At 49.5% G+C, this 16,208-nt stretch carries 21 protein-coding genes; 3 read left to right on the plus strand and 18 right to left on the minus strand.

Annotated elements, in window-relative coordinates:
* Window positions 1-11: 11 nt before the first annotated feature.
* Window positions 12-287, minus strand: coding sequence for a GNAT family N-acetyltransferase (locus tag Q0757_RS10965; RefSeq protein WP_022792514.1), 276 nt, complete (start codon window positions 285-287; stop codon window positions 12-14).
* 176 nt (window positions 288-463) lie between these two features.
* Between Q0757_RS10965 and rpsN the strand changes: the two genes are divergently transcribed.
* Window positions 464-733, plus strand: a complete 270-nt coding sequence (gene rpsN / locus Q0757_RS10970; protein ID WP_022792513.1) for a 30S ribosomal protein S14 — start codon at window positions 464-466, stop codon at window positions 731-733.
* A gap of 57 nt (window positions 734-790) precedes the next feature.
* Here rpsN and Q0757_RS10975 read toward each other — a convergent pair whose 3' ends face one another.
* Entirely contained in the window at window positions 791-1,402 is a 612-nt protein-coding gene (locus Q0757_RS10975; RefSeq protein ID WP_022792512.1) for a flavodoxin family protein, read from the minus strand.
* Between the two features lie 146 nt (window positions 1,403-1,548).
* Between Q0757_RS10975 and Q0757_RS10980 the strand changes: the two genes are divergently transcribed.
* A complete protein-coding gene (locus tag Q0757_RS10980; RefSeq protein ID WP_298787248.1) occupies window positions 1,549-2,349 on the plus strand; it encodes an SDR family NAD(P)-dependent oxidoreductase in 801 nt (266 codons plus the stop codon).
* 82 nt (window positions 2,350-2,431) lie between these two features.
* Here the strand turns inward: Q0757_RS10980 and qoxD are convergent, their stop codons facing one another.
* From qoxD to glp, 12 genes are all read right to left on the minus strand, one after another.
* Window positions 2,432-2,803: a cytochrome aa3 quinol oxidase subunit IV gene (gene qoxD, locus Q0757_RS10985; RefSeq protein ID WP_298787250.1), complete on the minus strand. Its 372-nt coding sequence runs from the start codon at window positions 2,801-2,803 to the stop codon at window positions 2,432-2,434.
* On the minus strand, window positions 2,804-3,412 hold the full coding sequence (gene qoxC, locus Q0757_RS10990; RefSeq protein ID WP_298787252.1) for a cytochrome aa3 quinol oxidase subunit III: 609 nt from the start codon (window positions 3,410-3,412) through the stop codon (window positions 2,804-2,806).
* Window positions 3,409-5,358, minus strand: a complete 1,950-nt coding sequence (gene qoxB, locus Q0757_RS10995; protein WP_298787254.1) for a cytochrome aa3 quinol oxidase subunit I — start codon at window positions 5,356-5,358, stop codon at window positions 3,409-3,411. The genes qoxC and qoxB overlap by 4 nt, the downstream gene beginning before the upstream one ends.
* A 39-nt stretch (window positions 5,359-5,397) precedes the next feature.
* On the minus strand, window positions 5,398-6,345 hold the full coding sequence (gene qoxA / locus Q0757_RS11000; protein WP_366139535.1) for a cytochrome aa3 quinol oxidase subunit II: 948 nt from the start codon (window positions 6,343-6,345) through the stop codon (window positions 5,398-5,400).
* Window positions 6,346-6,713: 368 nt separating this feature from the next.
* Window positions 6,714-7,430: a bifunctional 2-polyprenyl-6-hydroxyphenol methylase/3-demethylubiquinol 3-O-methyltransferase UbiG gene (locus tag Q0757_RS11005; protein WP_298787259.1), complete on the minus strand. Its 717-nt coding sequence runs from the start codon at window positions 7,428-7,430 to the stop codon at window positions 6,714-6,716.
* 31 nt (window positions 7,431-7,461) lie between these two features.
* Window positions 7,462-7,980, minus strand: coding sequence for a molybdenum cofactor biosynthesis protein B (locus Q0757_RS11010; protein WP_298787261.1), 519 nt, complete (start codon window positions 7,978-7,980; stop codon window positions 7,462-7,464).
* Between the two features lie 68 nt (window positions 7,981-8,048).
* Window positions 8,049-9,059, minus strand: coding sequence for a GTP 3',8-cyclase MoaA (gene moaA, locus Q0757_RS11015; protein ID WP_298787263.1), 1,011 nt, complete (start codon window positions 9,057-9,059; stop codon window positions 8,049-8,051).
* Between the two features lie 16 nt (window positions 9,060-9,075).
* Window positions 9,076-9,663 (minus strand): molybdenum cofactor guanylyltransferase, encoded by a 588-nt coding sequence (locus Q0757_RS11020; protein WP_298787265.1) that lies wholly within the window; start codon window positions 9,661-9,663, stop codon window positions 9,076-9,078.
* A 4-nt stretch (window positions 9,664-9,667) separates the two neighbouring features.
* Window positions 9,668-9,901, minus strand: coding sequence for a MoaD/ThiS family protein (locus Q0757_RS11025; protein ID WP_022792502.1), 234 nt, complete (start codon window positions 9,899-9,901; stop codon window positions 9,668-9,670).
* A complete protein-coding gene (locus Q0757_RS11030) occupies window positions 9,898-10,362 on the minus strand; it encodes a molybdenum cofactor biosynthesis protein MoaE (protein ID WP_298787269.1) in 465 nt (154 codons plus the stop codon). Before Q0757_RS11030 ends, Q0757_RS11025 begins: the two co-directional genes overlap by 4 nt.
* On the minus strand, window positions 10,359-10,844 hold the full coding sequence (gene mobB, locus Q0757_RS11035; RefSeq protein ID WP_298787271.1) for a molybdopterin-guanine dinucleotide biosynthesis protein B: 486 nt from the start codon (window positions 10,842-10,844) through the stop codon (window positions 10,359-10,361). Before mobB ends, Q0757_RS11030 begins: the two co-directional genes overlap by 4 nt.
* The gene (gene glp, locus Q0757_RS11040) at window positions 10,841-12,109 is read right to left on the minus strand and encodes a gephyrin-like molybdotransferase Glp (protein ID WP_298787273.1); all 1,269 of its coding nucleotides are present in this window, start codon (window positions 12,107-12,109) and stop codon (window positions 10,841-10,843) included. The genes mobB and glp overlap by 4 nt, the downstream gene beginning before the upstream one ends.
* Before the next feature lie 81 nt (window positions 12,110-12,190).
* On the opposite strand from glp, the gene moaC reads away from it, so the two are divergent.
* Window positions 12,191-12,679: a cyclic pyranopterin monophosphate synthase MoaC gene (gene moaC / locus Q0757_RS11045; protein ID WP_298787275.1), complete on the plus strand. Its 489-nt coding sequence runs from the start codon at window positions 12,191-12,193 to the stop codon at window positions 12,677-12,679.
* A 3-nt stretch (window positions 12,680-12,682) separates the two neighbouring features.
* Here the strand turns inward: moaC and modB are convergent, their stop codons facing one another.
* Genes modB through rarD form a run of 4 tightly spaced genes read right to left on the minus strand, consistent with a single transcriptional unit; the run spans window position 12,683 to window position 16,122 of the window.
* Complete coding sequence (modB, locus tag Q0757_RS11050; protein ID WP_298787277.1) at window positions 12,683-13,336, minus strand: molybdate ABC transporter permease subunit; 654 nt, start codon at window positions 13,334-13,336, stop codon at window positions 12,683-12,685.
* 18 nt (window positions 13,337-13,354) lie between these two features.
* The gene (gene modA / locus Q0757_RS11055; RefSeq protein WP_298787279.1) at window positions 13,355-14,128 is read right to left on the minus strand and encodes a molybdate ABC transporter substrate-binding protein; all 774 of its coding nucleotides are present in this window, start codon (window positions 14,126-14,128) and stop codon (window positions 13,355-13,357) included.
* A gap of 36 nt (window positions 14,129-14,164) precedes the next feature.
* Window positions 14,165-15,184 carry a ThiF family adenylyltransferase gene (locus tag Q0757_RS11060; RefSeq protein ID WP_298787281.1) on the minus strand — a complete coding sequence of 340 codons (1,020 nt, stop codon included), beginning with the start codon at window positions 15,182-15,184 and terminating at the stop codon, window positions 14,165-14,167.
* 17 nt (window positions 15,185-15,201) lie between these two features.
* A complete protein-coding gene (rarD, locus tag Q0757_RS11065) occupies window positions 15,202-16,122 on the minus strand; it encodes an EamA family transporter RarD (RefSeq protein WP_298787283.1) in 921 nt (306 codons plus the stop codon).
* Between the last annotated feature and the right edge of the window lie 86 nt (window positions 16,123-16,208).

The following is a 16,208-nucleotide window of genomic DNA, read 5'->3' on the forward strand; positions in this document are numbered from 1 at the left end:
CAGTGCTGCTGTTACTGCGTTTCAAGCACCTGCTTGAAATCGTCATTCTCTTTGATTTTCTCTTCCGCATAAGGGCAGCGGGGAACGATCGTTTTGTTTTCCGCTTTTGCTTTTTCCACCACATTGCGGACCAATTCTTTACCTACGCCTTTTCCTTGCTCTTCATCGATTACTTTGGTACTATCGATAACAATGCTTTGTTCGCCCTCTTCAAAAAATGAAATGTCACCAATAACCTTGCCATCCTGTTCAGCGGTAAATCTGTTATCATAATGTTTTATTTCCATGAAAGAAACTCCCTTCTTTTAAACGTTGTTACTAAATAGTTCATTACCGTTTCCGGCGGATCATAAACATCGGAAACAATAAGAAGAAGCCTTTACACATACCGAGGCACCTGTTATGATGAAGTATGTGCTTAAAAATATGAATGCCACGAATATTATGAAAAGGAGTGAGAACTTTGGCTAAGCAATCTAAACTCGCAAAAGAGCGTAAGCGCGAAGAAACGGTAGCGAAATACGCTGAACTCCGCCGTGAGTTAAAAGAAAAAGGCGATTATGAGGCACTGCAGAAGCTTCCTCGTGACGCTTCTCCAACACGCCTTCACAATAGATGTTCGATTTCCGGTCGTCCACACGGCTATATGCGTAAATTCGGCATGTCCCGTATCGCGTTCCGCGATCTGGCCCACAAAGGTCAGGTACCAGGCGTGAAAAAAGCAAGCTGGTAAGCCGTTCTTACTAAAAAAAGCAGCCAACCGGCTGCTTTTTTTGTATGCTTTTATCCATTACGTATTGCCTTTAGTCGGAATCGGATTTTCTTTTAAAATGGTGCCTACATGAAGCATGTTGTACGCCAGTTTAGGAATATGCTTTTGGACAAATTCGCTTTTAATGCCTTCTGCTTCAATAAACGAAGGCCCCGGTCCGGCTTCACCGACCCAGTAGCAGTTGGGGCGCGGCGGCAGCGTAAAGCCTAAATGAGAGAGACCAAATACAATCGACTGAATGGCGTGTTTCGCTCCGTCCTCGTTGCCTGTGGCTACTACTCCGGCTACTTTGTCATAATAAATGCCCTGTCCTTTTTCATTTGTATGGCTGGCTGAGCCGTTCAGCCGTTCTATTGCTTTAGTAATCATGCTGCTTTTTTCTCCAAGCCATACTGGCGTGCCGAGCAACACCATTTCTGCTTCTTCAATTTTTGCCTGGATAGCCGGCCAGTCATCCCCTTCTCCAAGATCATCTGCGACTCCGTACGGGATATTGTAATCTGCCAAACGGATTTTCTCCACCTGCACTCCTTCCTCTTCCCAAATCTGCATGACTTCATCCGCTAACGCATCTGTATTCGACGTATGAGAAGAATCTTTTAACGATCCGTTTAAAAATACTGCTTTCATATTTTCACCTCTTTTAATAGTAACTGCTTCTCTATGTACCCTGTATTTTTCCGATATAATCTTCCTTCATACATACTATACACCGTTTGCCACCTCCCCCCTCCGGGTAAATAAAAACAGACTATTTTAATATGGGGGAATACATAATGATGCCTTTCGCTGAGAACGCATTGAAAAATGAACATGCCCTTGTCACAGGAAGCACCCGAGGCATCGGAAGAGAAACGGCTGTCACGCTTGCCTGTATGGGCGCGGATGTGACAGTTACCGGCCGGAACAAAGACAAACTCGAAGAAACCAAACAGTTCATACTCGATGCCCGGCCACAGGCCCGCGTGTCTGTATGCCCGGCAGACATTACGGATGCACCGGCGCGCAGTGAGCTTGTAAAAGCAGCTGAAGGAGCGAATGGACCGTTGACTCTTCTCGTGAATTCAGCAGGCGTGCTGAAACGAAAATTTGTGGAAGAGCTTGAAGAATCGGATCTTGAGGAAATGATGGAGGTAAACTATACGTCTACCGTGCTGTTAACACAGCTTGTGTATAAGCGTATGCGGGAGCAGAAGAAGGGAGCGATCGTGAACGTTTCTTCCCTTTCGGGCCTGCGCGGCACCCCGGGAAACAGCGCTTATTCCGCTTCCAAGTTTGCAATCACCGGCTTCACCCAGTCTCTTGCGCTTGAAGCCATTGAATACGGCATCCGGGTGAATGTCGTCTGTCCCGGCTATGTGCAGACGGAAATGGCGGAGCAGCTCATGCAGACAAAGGCTGATGAAACCGGCCAAAGCCTCGAGGAACAAATGCAGGTATCCTCCGATGGCCTTCCGTCCCGGCGGATGACCCAGCCGGAGGAAGTAGCCAACACCATCGCCTACCTGTTAACAGACGCTGCCTCCAACATCGTTGGAGAAGCCGTAAAAATCTCCGGCGGGAGCGTTGTACACTAAACGTTTGTGGTTTTCTATGCCACAGGCCCTGTTTATAAACGAAAAACGCCTGCCCCCTGAGCTTGGGGCAGGCGTTTATTATTTAATCCTCTGAATGATCCATCTCTTCTGAACCGCCGCCGGATCCGCCGCCGCTGTCCATATCCATGTCGCTCATACCAAAAGACATTACCCAGATGGAACCTGCGATGACTACCGCTGCGATGAAAAATCCAAACAGGATATTTCCGTACTGCGGTATAGGGTTTTTCTCGGCAATGTGCATGAACATGACGAGCTGAAGCACCGCCTGGATTACTGCGAGTATCATAATGATGGCAATAATCCATGGCACTGGAAGTCCGGACATGACAGTTGTATAAGCAGCAACCAATGTCAAAACAATTGAAGCAATAAAGCCAATTACGTGTTTGACGGGGATGCCTGACTCACTGTGTTCTGTGTGTTCACTCATTTAAACCACCATCCCTATCAGATAGACAGCTGTAAAGATGAAAATCCATACAACGTCCAAAAAGTGCCAGTACAAGCCAAGTACAAACGTTTTTCTGGCTGTTGTCGGTGTTAAACCGAAGCGTATTAATTGAATAATAATCGCCGTACACCAGAAGACACCGAGCGTTACGTGGAGTCCGTGTGTACCAGTTAAGGTAAAGAATGCCGACCAGAAGGCACTCGATTGGATTGTGGCGCCTTCATGCACATAATGTACAAACTCATAAATTTCAAAACCAAGAAATCCAAGACCTAAAGCCAATGTAATACAAAGCCAGATAAGCAGACCTTTCAATGACTCTTTTCTCATCATGTGAATGGCTATCCCACACGTGAAACTACTTGTTAAAAGAAGAAACGTCATCGTAAGCGCCATCGGCATTTCGAACAGCTCGTGCGCCGGAGTAGCTTCGCCGTAGCGGCCGAAAAGCACAGCATACGTAGCGAAAAGTGTGGAGAAGAGCACCACCTCGGCTGCGAGAAAGATCCAGAAGCCAAGAATGGTAAGCGTGTCTTCTTCTTTACGATACTCGAGCGGCCCCGTTTTTAATTCTGCGTGTTCACTCATTCTTTACGCCCCCTTGCCTGCTCCTCAGTACGTTTAATTTCCTCAATAGGGACGTGATACCCTTCATCATAGTCGAAAGAGCGGATAACCATACATATAATAACTCCAACCAGTGCAGGGATCGCAAGCCAGAACCAGTGCCATACAAGACCAAAGCTTGCGATGAACATAATCGCAGACATAATGATCGGCAGCCCTTTATAGCTCGGCATGTGAATCGGCTCGAGCTTGGATTCATCGTACGTTGTAGCACCTGTTTCCTTCATGTCCCAGTACGCTTCTTGACTGTTCACATAAGGCACGGTCGCGAAGTTGTAGTGCGGTACAGGCGTTGTGGTTGCCCACTCGAGTGAGCGGCCGTCCCAGGCGTCCCCTGTTTTTTCCCGCGGCTCGTAGCGGGCACTATAATAAATATTAAACGTAAATATTACAAACCCTATGGCGAAAATGAAAGCGCCGGTAGTAGACAGCAGGTTAAGCGGCATCCATTCCGGTTCAATTGTGTACGTCCGGCGCGGCATTCCCATAAGCCCGAGGAAAAACTGAGGAAAGAATGTAACGTTAAAACCAATTACTGTAAACCAAAAGCTGATTTTCCCTATTTTTTCATTCATTTTGTGGCCGAACATTTTTGGGTACCAGTACGTAAACCCTGCAAACATTCCAAACAATGTCCCGGCAATCAGCACATAGTGGAAGTGGGCAACCAGGAAGTACGTGTTGTGATACTGGTAGTCCGCAGAAGCCATACCGAGCATTACCCCAGTAACACCGCCAATAGTAAAGTTTGGTATAAAGGCAAGCGCCCACAGCATCGGCACATTAAATCTAATCCTGCCTTTATACAACGTTCCAAGCCAGTTGAATATCTTAATCCCGGTCGGAACAGCAATCAGCATCGTCGTAATCGAGAAGAGCGAGTTCACAAATGCTCCGGCCCCCATCGTAAAGAAGTGGTGCACCCAGACGATAAAGCTCAGTCCCGCGATAATGCACATGGCATAAACCATTGCTTTATAGCCAAACAATTGTTTCCTGGCAAACGTTGAGATAACTTCGGAGAAGATCCCGAACGCAGGCAAAATAACGATATACACTTCCGGATGGCCCCACATCCAGAATAAATTGGCCCACATCATCGGCATGCCTTCACCAGCAAGAGTAAAGAAGTGAGTGCCAAAAATACGATCCAATGTCATTAATGCCAAAGCGACTGTCAAAATTGGAAAGGCAAAGACAATAATAATGGATGTAACCAATGCTGACCATGTAAAGATAGGCATCTTCATCAGAGTCATGCCCGGAGCACGCATACGAAGGATGGTCACCAGGAAGTTAATTCCTGTGGCAAGCGTACCGATACCAGACAGCTGCAGTGCTAATAAATAGTAGTTCTGATTTATCTCCGGACTAAGCTCCGGCCCAGCCATCGGAACATAGCTGGTCCACCCGGCGCTTGGAGAGCCGCCAATTACGAAGGATATGTTAAACAGCATCGCGCCGAAGAAAAATGTCCAGAAGCTGAATGCATTTAGAAATGGAAAAGCTACGTCCCGGGCGCCTATTTGAAGCGGGACTGCCACATTTATCAAGCCGATAATAAACGGCATCGCCATGAAAAGAATCATGACTGTTCCGTGCGTCGTGAAAATTTCATTATAGTGCACGGAATTCAGGAAGTTCATATTGGGAAGCGCAAGCTGCGTTCTCATCATTAGGGCGTCCACGCCACCGCGGAACAGCATAGCAAGCGCTGCTACAATATACATAATACCAATTTTCTTGTGGTCCACCGTTGTCAGATATTCATCCCACAGCCATTTCCATAATTTGAAATATGTCAGGATAAACACAATTCCTACTGTAGCGAGAACGATGGAGGCCATCGCTCCGTAAATAATAGGTTCTCCGGTGACAAGAAAGTCATTCCATATAAAATCCCACAAAGGATGTCACCCGCTTTCTGTTTTTGTAAATATCGTCAGTCACTCCTGCTCCCAGGGACCGCCTTCGCCGCCTTCAAGGTGAAGCTGTTCTCCAAGCTCGCCGCTGTAGAGATCAGTAATATAGCTTTGGCCTGAATTCACACCAAAGTTTACGTACTCCAAATGCGTGCTCGAGTATTCCGCTTCCTGTGCAAGCCCGGGCTCAAGATATTTATTAAATCGTTCTTCCGTCAGTTCAGGGGCGTTGTTTTGAACACCGCTCACCCACTGATTGAACTCTTCTTCGCTTTCAGAAGTTACGGTGAACGTGTGCTCTGCAAACCCGGAACCGTTATAGTTCGCGTTACGGCCTGCAAATTCCCCTTCTTCATCTGCCTGCAGGTACAGCGTATTCTGCATGCCGGCCATGTTATATTTCTGCCCGCCAAGCGCTGGTATCCAAAGCGCTGTCATCGAATCCGCAGATGCCAGTTTAAATTCGATCGGGCGGTTCTCTGGTATGTGTAAGTAGTTAACCGTTTCAATGTTCTGCTCCGGATAACTGAAATACCATTTCCAGTTGGATGTATCGGCATATATTACTAACGGCTCTTGATTTTCTGTCCCTTCGGGCGCTTCCTCCAACGCATATATGGAGGTCACTGTAGGTACTGAAAGAGCTGTTACAATAATAAACGGAATAACCGTCCAAATTATCTCGAGCGTGGTGTTTCCGTGCTGGTGAGGGTCATAGTCCTTGTCTGTCCAGTTCGGTCGTTCCCTAAACCGGATAATCATGTAGAAAAATAGCACAAAAACAACAATGACAATGACGGACATCAGTGTAATAGAAAAAATAATGAGTTCCTGCTGGGTTCTGGCCACCGGCCCTTTAGGATCCAAAACTGTAATACCGCTGCAGCCGCTGGCGACGAGCAGCAAAGCAAACAACCCTGGTACCATAAACAGTCGTTTGAACCAGGAAACTAAGTTTTTCAAGCGCTTCACGCTCCTTCCTTTTTATTACCGACTTCTGTGATGAATAACCCCTCTCTCCATCAGCCACGGTTCATCCCGTTCATATGCAGAGCGCACCATTATCGTAGCAAATTTTTATGCCTCTCGTCATTTTTTCTCCGGCAAAATTTCAAAATTGACGATTTTTAAACACAAATATGTCATAAAACGTTCACTTCTATGCGCCTGTTGCTTAGAACCTTTATCATCTTATCCTAATGTCTGCCAATTTTCAACCTGCGAAAGGCGGTTTCAGGAGAAATTACCGGTTGCCCAGGGACACGATCACAACTTGTTTTTCGGCTCCATATAAACCTGCGGGCTGTCTTTTTTCTCTGGCTGTTAAAAAGAACGAGCCGTCAGGCCCGTTCCTTTACTGCTTCAAGCAGAAGCATATTTGAGTTAATAAGCACTTTCCGGTTTTCCCGGTACGTTGTAAACGATTGTGCCTCGCTCTCCAGCTTATGCACCGTCCAGTCTTCGTACCGGCGGGAAAGCTTTTGAATAATATCCTCTGTATCGAAATTCACTTCCATTTTTGCCGGCAGCTGCTCGCTTGTTTCCGTGTCTGTTTCATGAATACCGGTGTTTATCAAAAACGCATGCACGCCGCCCTCAGCCGTGCCCTTCTGAAGGTTATCGATTAGATTCCAGAAGGTTTTTTCATCGGGGACGTGTTCGATGCTTGAAACTGCTATAATGCCGTCAAAATACGCCTTTTCCGGGGTGTATTCTTCTATTGCCTGCTTTACCGGTTTAATTTCCTGATCCACGCCGTATTCCCTGGCGTAATCCTTTAACTGGCTGATGGCTTCATCTAAAAAATCCACGCACGTAACTTCACAGCCTTCCTCCTGAAACTGCCTGGCGGCCGGTATGCTGTTACGGCCGATGCCGCAGCCAAGGTCAAGCAGTCGGACGTCTCCCCCTTTGCGAATTCGGTCGAGGGCATTGATAATACGGGAGGCTGGCTTTTTCATCCAGGTGCCTTTTTCAAATAAGTCGTGCTGCTTATAGTACTGGCGGTGATATTCCTTTTCCGAAGCCCGGATTTCCTCTAAACTTGGCTCTTTCATACACAAGCACCCCTTTTATTTTTCATTTCCCTTACAAATCCCGCTGCTTTGTAGCCTCCCACACTACGTGAGGAAGCTCAGGGATAATCAGCTTTTCCATCGCAAGCTTTACAGCGCCCGAGGACCCCGGCATCGTAAACACCGGCTTGTGATCGATAATGCCGGCCGCAGCTCTTGATAAAATCGCCGAAGAACCGATATCTTCCACGTAGCTCAGGTAGCGGAACAGCTCGCCAAACCCAACAATTGCTTTATCAAACCTGGGCTCTACGGTTTCGATGGTAATGTCCCGGTCGGCGATTCCCGTCCCGCCGTTGATCAGCACCGCTTCCGCCTCCGGATGAATGAGCGCTTCATTCAAACAATTGGTGATCGATGCCTGTTCATCTGTAACTATCGAATAAAAACAAACCTCGTGGCCGTGGGATTCGAGCAGCTCATGAATGCGACGGCCGCTTTTATCCGTGTCTTCCGTTCTTGTATCGCTCACAGTAATAACGGCGCATTGAATCTTTTTTTCTGCCTGTTCTTTATGTTCTTCTGTCGCCATAATAGTCCCCTCCTTTGTTTCTTTCTTTAAAAAAAGAAGCCCTTTTCAGGCTTCCTCTTTTGTTTCTATTATCCCCCAATATAGGACATTTCAATCCGCTTACGGTTGCGCGCTGTTTCTTCGGTCCGCTCTTCCGAATAACGGTCGGTCCGTCTGCCCCATATGCCGGCAATGTTATTAAATATCGTTTCATCCGCATCTTCCGAACGGAGCTGATTCCGTAAGTCATACCCTTCGGTCGCAAACAGGCATGTAAACAGCTTGCCGTCCGCGGAAATACGCGCCCGTGTGCACGTAGAGCAGAACGACTCCGTGACCGACGAAATGACGCCGACTTCACCACTGCCGTCCCTGTAACGGTAACGGTCAGCCACTTCGCCGTAATAGCCCGGATCTACGGGCTCAATTGGAAACGTCTGGTGAATCGTGTCGATAATTTCCTTTTTCGTCACCACCGACCCGAAGTTCCAGCCGTTGGTGCTGCCTACGTCCATAAACTCGATAAAGCGCAGGTTAACGCCCCGCTGCTTAAAATACATAGCCATCGGGAGAATTTGCTCCTCATTCATTCCTTTTTTGACTACGGTATTTACCTTTACGGTAAGGCCTGCTTTTTTTGCTGCCTCGATGCCTTTTAAAACAGGCTTCGATCCAGTTTTTCTGCCGTTAATGCTTGCAAACACTTCATCATCAAGCGCGTCGAGACTGATGTTCACCCGCTGCAGCCCGGCGGCCTTTAGTTTTTCAGCCTGAGCCGGAAGCATCACCCCGTTTGTCGTCAAAGCGATATCCTTGATGCCTTCGATTTCTGTCAGGCGGCGGATCAGATCGGGCATATTTTTACGAAGCAGCGGTTCTCCTCCGGTTAAACGAAGCTTTTCCACCCCAAGACCGGCAAACAGGCGTGATACCCGGACGATTTCATCAAAAGAAAGGCGCTCGTCCTGGCCCATAAATTCAAAATCCGGGCCGAAAATTTCGGCCGGCATGCAGTAGGTGCACCGGAAGTTGCATTGATCTATTACGGAAATACGCAGGTCACGAAGGGGACGGTTTAACTGGTCAGTTACATTGGTCATCGTATTCCCCCTCTATCTATTTTATCTTTCTATTTAACTCCTCAAGCTGCCGGACAGTATTAATATTTTCAAATGCTTCGGGGCGCCAGTACGACTGATTGACGTCTATGACTCTTTCGTTCCCGCTGAATACGCTCTTCATGCGATAATCCCCGGATTCAAGCTGGGCTTCTGCCTTTGAAAGCAGGGCCTTGCGGAACCATCCGCATGCTGGAGCCAGTCTCCCCCCGGCCTCCGGTACGACCGCGTCTGCTTCCGGCGTAATATAAGAAGCCAGAAAACGCACCTCATCTGCCGTAATAAGCGGCATATCCACCGGAAGCATAAATACCCACTCTTCCTCTGTGCAGGAAAGACCGGTGTAAAGGCCGGCCAGCGGGCCCTTTTCTTTATGGGGCGGAAGATCTTCCCTGACCTTCACCTGCTCCCCGGCTTTTATTCTCCCGGCAAACGATGGATGGGAAATCAGCCAGATGATTTTCACTTCATTCTGAAGAGCCTGGATGGCCCGTTCATAAAAGTAGCTCTCTTTCCAGACGGCAAAGGCCTTCGGAGAACCAAACCGCTCCGACATGCCTCCGGTAAGAATGATTCCATCAGCCACAGTATTATCCCCCGCTGACCGGCGGAATCAGGGCCACGGTGTCCCCCTGGCCGACCGGCGTGCTTTCTTCAGCAAACTCTTCATTAACAGCGGTCATAATGCCGCTGATATCAGCATCATACGCTGTTTTCAAATGCTCAAGCACATCCTCTACAGTAGCTATGCCGCCGCTGTTAATGGTGAGCTTTTCACCGCCGAAAATGTCCTTCATGTGGGCAAAGCATAACACATTAATCACTTATTTCCACCTCCTGGGGCCCCGTCCGGGTACCGCGTTTGTTCAAGCTGGTCTCCTATCCACTGCTCGCCGTCTTCCCAGTGTTCCTTTTTCCAGATGGGCACAATCTGTTTGATGCGTTCAATAATATATTCATTCGCTTCATAGGCGTCTTTCCGGTGTGGTGTTGAAACAGCGATGATGACTGCCGCGTCTGATATCTGCAGTTCACCAGTGCGGTGGCCTACAGCTGATTCAGCATCCGGCCACCGCTCCTTGACCTCCCGGCCGATCGCTTCGAGCTGCTTTTCTGCCATTGAATGATAGGCCTCGTATTCCAGATAGACCGTCCTCCGGCCTTTGGTAAATTCCCGGACCGTACCGATAAACTGGACAACAGCTCCTGCTTCCGGACGCGTAACCTCAGCAGCAAGCTCTTCTACAGACAGCGGTTCTGATGTCACGAAAAATCGTTTCTTCATAGTATACTCCTTATATATTGTTCAAACCATGCATCTGCTTTATCAGTATCCTGAAAATGATCTACTTCTTCTCCAGGGCCAAATGCTGTTTGAATGTTATCAAGATCCCCAAGGGTGGCTTTATCATCTGTGCTTCGAAGCAGAAGCACTTTTGGATACGGTCCTTTTTTGTATCCTTCTATAAGAATAACATCAAGCGGCAGCTGTTGATAAATATTCAGCAGCGTGGAAAGATCGGGCTCTTCCATATCTGCCAGGAACTGAAAAACCCCGGCTCCCTCCACGCCCGAAACCACAGCCCCTGCCTCCTTCAGCTCCAGGCTGTCGACTCCCTCCGGCTGAAGCGGTTCATTCTGGTGGCCGTGATGCTTTAATACGCCCACTTTCCAGCCGTTTGCTTTCCCAAGCGCTGTCCAGCGTTTAAGCAGGGTCGTTTTTCCGCTTTCTTTAAACCCAGTTACCTGAAGCACCGGAATTGTCATGCGAGCGGCTCTTTCTGTCCTTCGTTATCTTCAAGCAGCATCACGTCGACCACATCCCCCTGCTGGAAGCCGCGGCTTCCACCCGGAAGAACGATACACGCATTGGCCCCGGCCAGGGAGGTGACTGCACTCGACTTGTTAAAGCCTCCGGGCTCTACATATAAATGGTCGCCTTCTGCGCGGCAGCTGCCGCGGACAAAACGGGTGAACGGGTTCGGCTTGGAGAAATCCGCCGCAAGCTCCGCCTTGACCATTGTATGATGCGGATGCGAAGAATGCATAACGGCCTGAATCACTGGACGCACGAAAAGCTCAAAGCCCATATAGCAGGCGGACGGATTTCCCGAAAGACCGAACAGCAGCGTCCCTTCCCAGCTGGCCACGGTCGTTACGCTTCCGGGACGCATCGCTACTTTATTAAACAACACCTCCGCTCCGAGACGTTCGTAAACGTCCGGGAGCAGATCATAGTCCCCGACCGAGACCCCTCCGGTCGTAATAACCATGTCCGTTTCTTCGGCCGCCTGGCGCACCGCCTCGTAGCAGGGATCCAGTTCGTCCTTCAGCTTGCCGTAATATACAGGCTCTGCCCCGGCCCGCTGCAGCTGGGCAATCATCATGTAAGCATTGCTGTTTCGTATTTTGCCCGGCTCGAGTTCATCGGAAACGTCAAGCAGCTCCGTACCTGTCGCAAACACACCAATAACCGGCTTTTCAGCCACCTTCACCGTAGCGTAGCCAAATGTTGCAAGCAGTGCCGTAACGCCGGGATCAATCCACGTGCCCGCCGGAACGAGCTCGGCACCTGCCTCTGTGTCCTCTCCTTCAAAGGAGATGTTTTGATGCTGTTCAAATTCGCGTTTGATTGTCATCAGCGGGTACGTGCCGTCATGACCCTCCTGGGCAAGCTCGAGCATTACAACGGCATCGCACTGCTCCGGAATTTTTGCCCCGGTCATGATACGGACTGCCTGGAAAGGTCCGAGTTCTTTTTTTGACACAAAGCCGGCGCCGATTTCCTCAACTACCTGAAAGGTCACCGGCTCTTCCCGGGAAGCTCCGCGGGAGTCCGCCGAACGAATGGCGAACCCGTCATAGGGAGAACGATCAAATGGCGGAACCGGGTGCGCGGCCGTGACCGTTTCTGCGAGCCGGCGGCCGTAAGATTCCCGGATGGAGACCTCTTCTATGCCGCCTTCCTGGACATGCTCCATTACTCGCTCAATTGCTTCTTTTACAGGGACAGGCGTACGTTTTTCAACCATATTGATGCTCCTTTGTTATATTTTAAATGTATGTATCCGTGCTATAATCGGTCAATACTATATCCAGGAGGGACTTTTACCATGTCAGAATTTACGCACTTTAACGAACAGGGCCGGGCCAGAATGGTGGACGTTTCCGATAAGCCGGTGACGAGCAGAAGCGCTCTGGCCGGTTCAAGCATCCGTGTTCCCGAAGAAGTGTACCTGGCGGTTACACAGGGAGATATTAAAAAAGGCGATGTGCTCGCCGTCGCCCAAATCGCAGGAATTACCGGTGCCAAACAGACATCCACCCTCATACCAATGTGCCACCCGCTCCCTTTAAGTAACGTGGACATCAGCTTTTACTGGAAAACAGAAGAAGCCTATGAACTGTTTATTGAAGCCTTTGTTAAAACGAAGGGAAGCACAGGGGTGGAAATGGAAGCATTAACCGCAGCATCCGCCGCTGCTTTAACCGTGTATGATATGTGCAAAGCGCTCGATAAAGGGATGGTCATCGGCCCGACATACCTGCTTGAAAAAACCGGAGGCAAAAGCGGTGACTTTCAACGGAAAACGAGTGATTAGTACTTAACGTTCCCGGTTTAAAAGGTAGGTTAAACCGAGCAGCAGAAAGGAAATAAATATACTGATGCCGACGTACGTATACGCAAGGTTCATTTGATTCGACTCAATGGCCACGTAAATGGCCGTCGGCATCGTTTGTGTAACGCCTGGAATATTCCCGGCAAACATCAGCGTAGCTCCGAACTCCCCCAGAGCTCTCGTAAAACTGAGCACAAACCCTGTCATGAGCGCACGGCCGGCAAGAGGCATGGCAATGTTGATAAACACGCGCCACTCTCCCGCTCCGTCCACTCTTGCAGCGGCTTCAATATTGGGGTCAATTGAACCGTATCCGGTTTTTGCCGACTGAAACATCAAAGGGAACGCAACGACCGCCGCGGCCACAACGGCAGCAACCGGCGTGAAGATAATCGAATTTTGAAACACTTGCTCATATACGCTGCCAATCCAGCTGTTTGTTCCAAAAACAATAATAAGCAAAAAGCCGGTCACCGATGGCGGCAGCACGAGCGGAAGCATCAGGCACGTTTCCGCGGCCAGCTTCCCCCGGAAATTTCTGACGGCAAAAACTCTTCCAAGCATCGCGCCGGCAATGAAAACAAGGACCGCTGCAATGCTTGCTGTCAGCAGAGACAGCTGTATGGGAAACCAAAACATCAGGCACGCACGCTCCTTTTATTCCGGATCTGAAAAGCCGTACGAGCGCAAAATGTCCTGGGCTTCGCTGCTTTGCAGATATGTCATAAACTCCCGGCTTTCTTTTTCGTTTCCGTTCCCTGCAACAGCTCCGCCGTAATAGTGAATGGCCGAGTACAGGGAAGGATCAATTTCTTCAAGAACCCGGACGTCGGCTCCACGCGCATCCGAGGCGTACACAAAGCCGACCGCTGCATTGCTTCTTTCGACAAGTGTTAACGTGTGCCGCACATCTTTGGCAAAAACCATCCGCTCCTGTACATGTTCCCATTCCTCCATCGAAGTGAGTGCCTCCTGAGCGTATTTTCCGGCGGGAGCCGCTTCGGGCGTTGCCAATGCTATCCGGCCGCTCCCATCAAGCACGCTCCGCAGATCTTTTGCCTCACTGTTTTCAGGCACTACTGCCACCAGCGTATTTTCCGCAAAGGCAGGATTTTCTGCCTCCACCATTTTATTTTCCTCTTCAAGATCGTTATAGTGCGAAGCGGAGGCTGACAAAAAAACATCTGCCGGACCGCCGCGCTCAATCTGCTGCTTTAGTGTTCCAGAGCCGCCGTAGTTAAAGGCCAGTGAGATATCCGGATGCTCATTGGCGAAGCTTTTCTGCACCTCTGCAAGGGCGTCCTGAAGGCTGGCCGCTGCTGAAACCGTCAGCTCGGCCTGCTCTTCGTTCTGCCCGGCCTGCGGGCCGCCGCTGCAGCCCTGCAGAAGAAAAATACCCGCTCCTGCTGCCACGAAGGGTTTCCAGTTCATATTGTCCGTCATCTCCCGTCGATGGATTGTTTCAGGCTACCCGAGCAGCTGGGCGTACCACCGCTTGGCTTCCTGCACGTCGCTCGTACCGTGAATGAGTGCCCGGCCGTCCTGGAATAAAACAATGCGCCGCGTTTCGGTCTGTACCGACAACAGATAAGGGTTTTTGCGCACCCTCCAGTTCCGGCTTTCCCAATCGCGCTCCAGCCGCTCGAAGTTCAGCTGTCTGCTTTCCCCCGGCCGGATCTGTACCGTATCCCTGCCGCACAGCACGCTCGTTTTATTTGAATGTTCATATGTTAATGCCGGGTATATCGCTTTTTCCCCGCACGACAGACATTCCGGGTCTTTACTGCTCTGCAGACCGACGGAAAACTGCTGCTGGTTCCAAAGATCAAAATAATCCAGGGTCACCGGGAGACTTTCCCCGTCACCGACCAGTATTTTCAAGGCTGCGGCCGTCTGCTTTGCCGCCACTGACTGCACAGCCGGAGCGATCACCCCAACCGTATCGCACGTCTGTCCCTGTGAAGGAATCTTTTTCCATACGCAGCGAAAGCAGGGCCGCTCTCCCGGCAGAAACGGGTGAACCATACCGATACTTCCCACGCATGCCCCATATATCCAGGGCTTATCGTATTTTCTAGCTGCATCATTAATCAACAGCCGGGTATCAAAATTATCCGTGCCGTCAATGATAAGATCTGTCTCTGCAGCCTTCGCTTCGATCCATGTAAAATCCACATCCACTACTTCCCCGTGCACTTGAACCCCGGAGTTAATCTCACGCAGCCGTTTTTCTGCCGCTGCAGCCTTAGGCATCTGTTCTGCGGCATCCTTCTCCGTATACAGCTGTTGGCGCTGCAGATTGCTGTACTCTACGTAATCACGGTCTGCGATCGTCACCGTACCAACACCAGCGCGTACAAGCATCTCCGCTGCCGAAGCCCCGAGCGCCCCTGCACCAACAATCGTTACAGAGCTTTGATTTAACTTTTTCTGGCCCGCTTCCCCGATCGGTGAAAACAGCTGCTGCCTTGAATATCGATCGTCCATGCTTTTTCTCCTTTGCTTTAATTATTTATAGCTGCTTCAGTTTTTCTGCGCTGCATATGGATACGTGTGCGGGAATAGGTAAACAGGGCAAGTCCCGCCCAGACGATTAAAAAGGCCGTAAACTGCTGGAAGGAAAAAGGCTCCCTAAATAAAAAAACACCCAGTATCAGCATAATCGTCGGCGCAATATACTGCAGAAATCCAAGCAGGGAGTAGCTGATCTTTCGTGCTCCTGAGGCAAACAGCAGTAATGGAACAGCTGTGGCGGCGCCGGCCCCGAAGAGCAGCGTCCACGTGCCTGAATCATAGGTGGAAGCCGTTTCGCCCGAAAAAAACATTAAAAAAATCAGGGCAAACGGTGCTGCCAGAAACGATTCCAGGGTTAGGCCTGCCCATGCCCCGAGCGCTACAGTTTTTTTTATAATACCATAACAACCAAATGATAACGCCAGAATAATTGAAGCCCACGGAAACTGGCCGTAGGAAATAGTGAGTACAAACACCCCAATAAATGCGAGCACGACAGCGGCTATTTCCATGCGGGCAAGCCGTTCTTTTAAAAACACCGTGGCCAGTGCCACATTCACAAGCGGATTAATATAATATCCAAGGCTTGCCTGAATCACATGATCTCCATTCACCGCAAAGATAAAGGTAAACCAGTTAATGGTAATCAATAAAGCGGCTCCGGTAATTGCCACTGTCGTTTTCACCGAATGAAAAGAGTGGCTGATTTCTCTCCATACCCCTTTAGCGCGCCCGATCAATACGATAAGTACAGCCATAAACAAAAAAGACCAAATTATACGGTGGGCGAGTACATCAATCGCCGGAACATTGTTAAAAAGCTTCCAGTACAGCGGGAGAAACCCCCAGAGTACGTAAGCCGCCACTCCTGCTGCAATGCCTGTCTGCTGCTCTCTCATCTGCATCTCCATCCTCTCTTCACCCATTATAGCGGACAACGGTGCCTCTCTGGCAAACAGGAACGGCTGAAGCCGTTGAAATTTTTCTGTCCATAAAA

The sequence above is a fragment of the uncultured Marinococcus sp. genome, assembly GCF_947493875.1.
Lineage (GTDB): Bacteria > Bacillota > Bacilli > Bacillales > Marinococcaceae > Marinococcus.

Bases quoted from the DNA above. Each gene is read 5' to 3' on its own strand.
- Q0757_RS10965 (WP_022792514.1), bottom strand. From the start codon at position 287: ATGGAAATAAAACATTATGATAACAGATTTACCGCTGAACAGGATGGC.
- Q0757_RS10975 (WP_022792512.1), bottom strand. From the start codon at position 1,402: ATGAAAGCAGTATTTTTAAACGGATCGTTAAAAGATTCTTCTCATACG.
- Q0757_RS10980 (WP_298787248.1), top strand. From the start codon at position 1,549: ATGATGCCTTTCGCTGAGAACGCATTGAAAAATGAACATGCCCTTGTC.
- qoxD (WP_298787250.1), bottom strand. From the start codon at position 2,803: ATGAGTGAACACACAGAACACAGTGAGTCAGGCATCCCCGTCAAACAC.
- qoxC (WP_298787252.1), bottom strand. From the start codon at position 3,412: ATGAGTGAACACGCAGAATTAAAAACGGGGCCGCTCGAGTATCGTAAA.
- Q0757_RS11005 (WP_298787259.1), bottom strand. From the start codon at position 7,430: ATGAAAGAGCCAAGTTTAGAGGAAATCCGGGCTTCGGAAAAGGAATAT.
- Q0757_RS11010 (WP_298787261.1), bottom strand. From the start codon at position 7,980: ATGGCGACAGAAGAACATAAAGAACAGGCAGAAAAAAAGATTCAATGC.
- moaA (WP_298787263.1), bottom strand. From the start codon at position 9,059: ATGACCAATGTAACTGACCAGTTAAACCGTCCCCTTCGTGACCTGCGT.
- Q0757_RS11030 (WP_298787269.1), bottom strand. From the start codon at position 10,362: ATGAAGAAACGATTTTTCGTGACATCAGAACCGCTGTCTGTAGAAGAG.
- mobB (WP_298787271.1), bottom strand. From the start codon at position 10,844: ATGACAATTCCGGTGCTTCAGGTAACTGGGTTTAAAGAAAGCGGAAAA.
- glp (WP_298787273.1), bottom strand. From the start codon at position 12,109: ATGGTTGAAAAACGTACGCCTGTCCCTGTAAAAGAAGCAATTGAGCGA.
- moaC (WP_298787275.1), top strand. From the start codon at position 12,191: ATGTCAGAATTTACGCACTTTAACGAACAGGGCCGGGCCAGAATGGTG.
- modB (WP_298787277.1), bottom strand. From the start codon at position 13,336: ATGTTTTGGTTTCCCATACAGCTGTCTCTGCTGACAGCAAGCATTGCA.
- modA (WP_298787279.1), bottom strand. From the start codon at position 14,128: ATGAACTGGAAACCCTTCGTGGCAGCAGGAGCGGGTATTTTTCTTCTG.
- Q0757_RS11060 (WP_298787281.1), bottom strand. From the start codon at position 15,184: ATGGACGATCGATATTCAAGGCAGCAGCTGTTTTCACCGATCGGGGAA.
- rarD (WP_298787283.1), bottom strand. From the start codon at position 16,122: ATGGAGATGCAGATGAGAGAGCAGCAGACAGGCATTGCAGCAGGAGTG.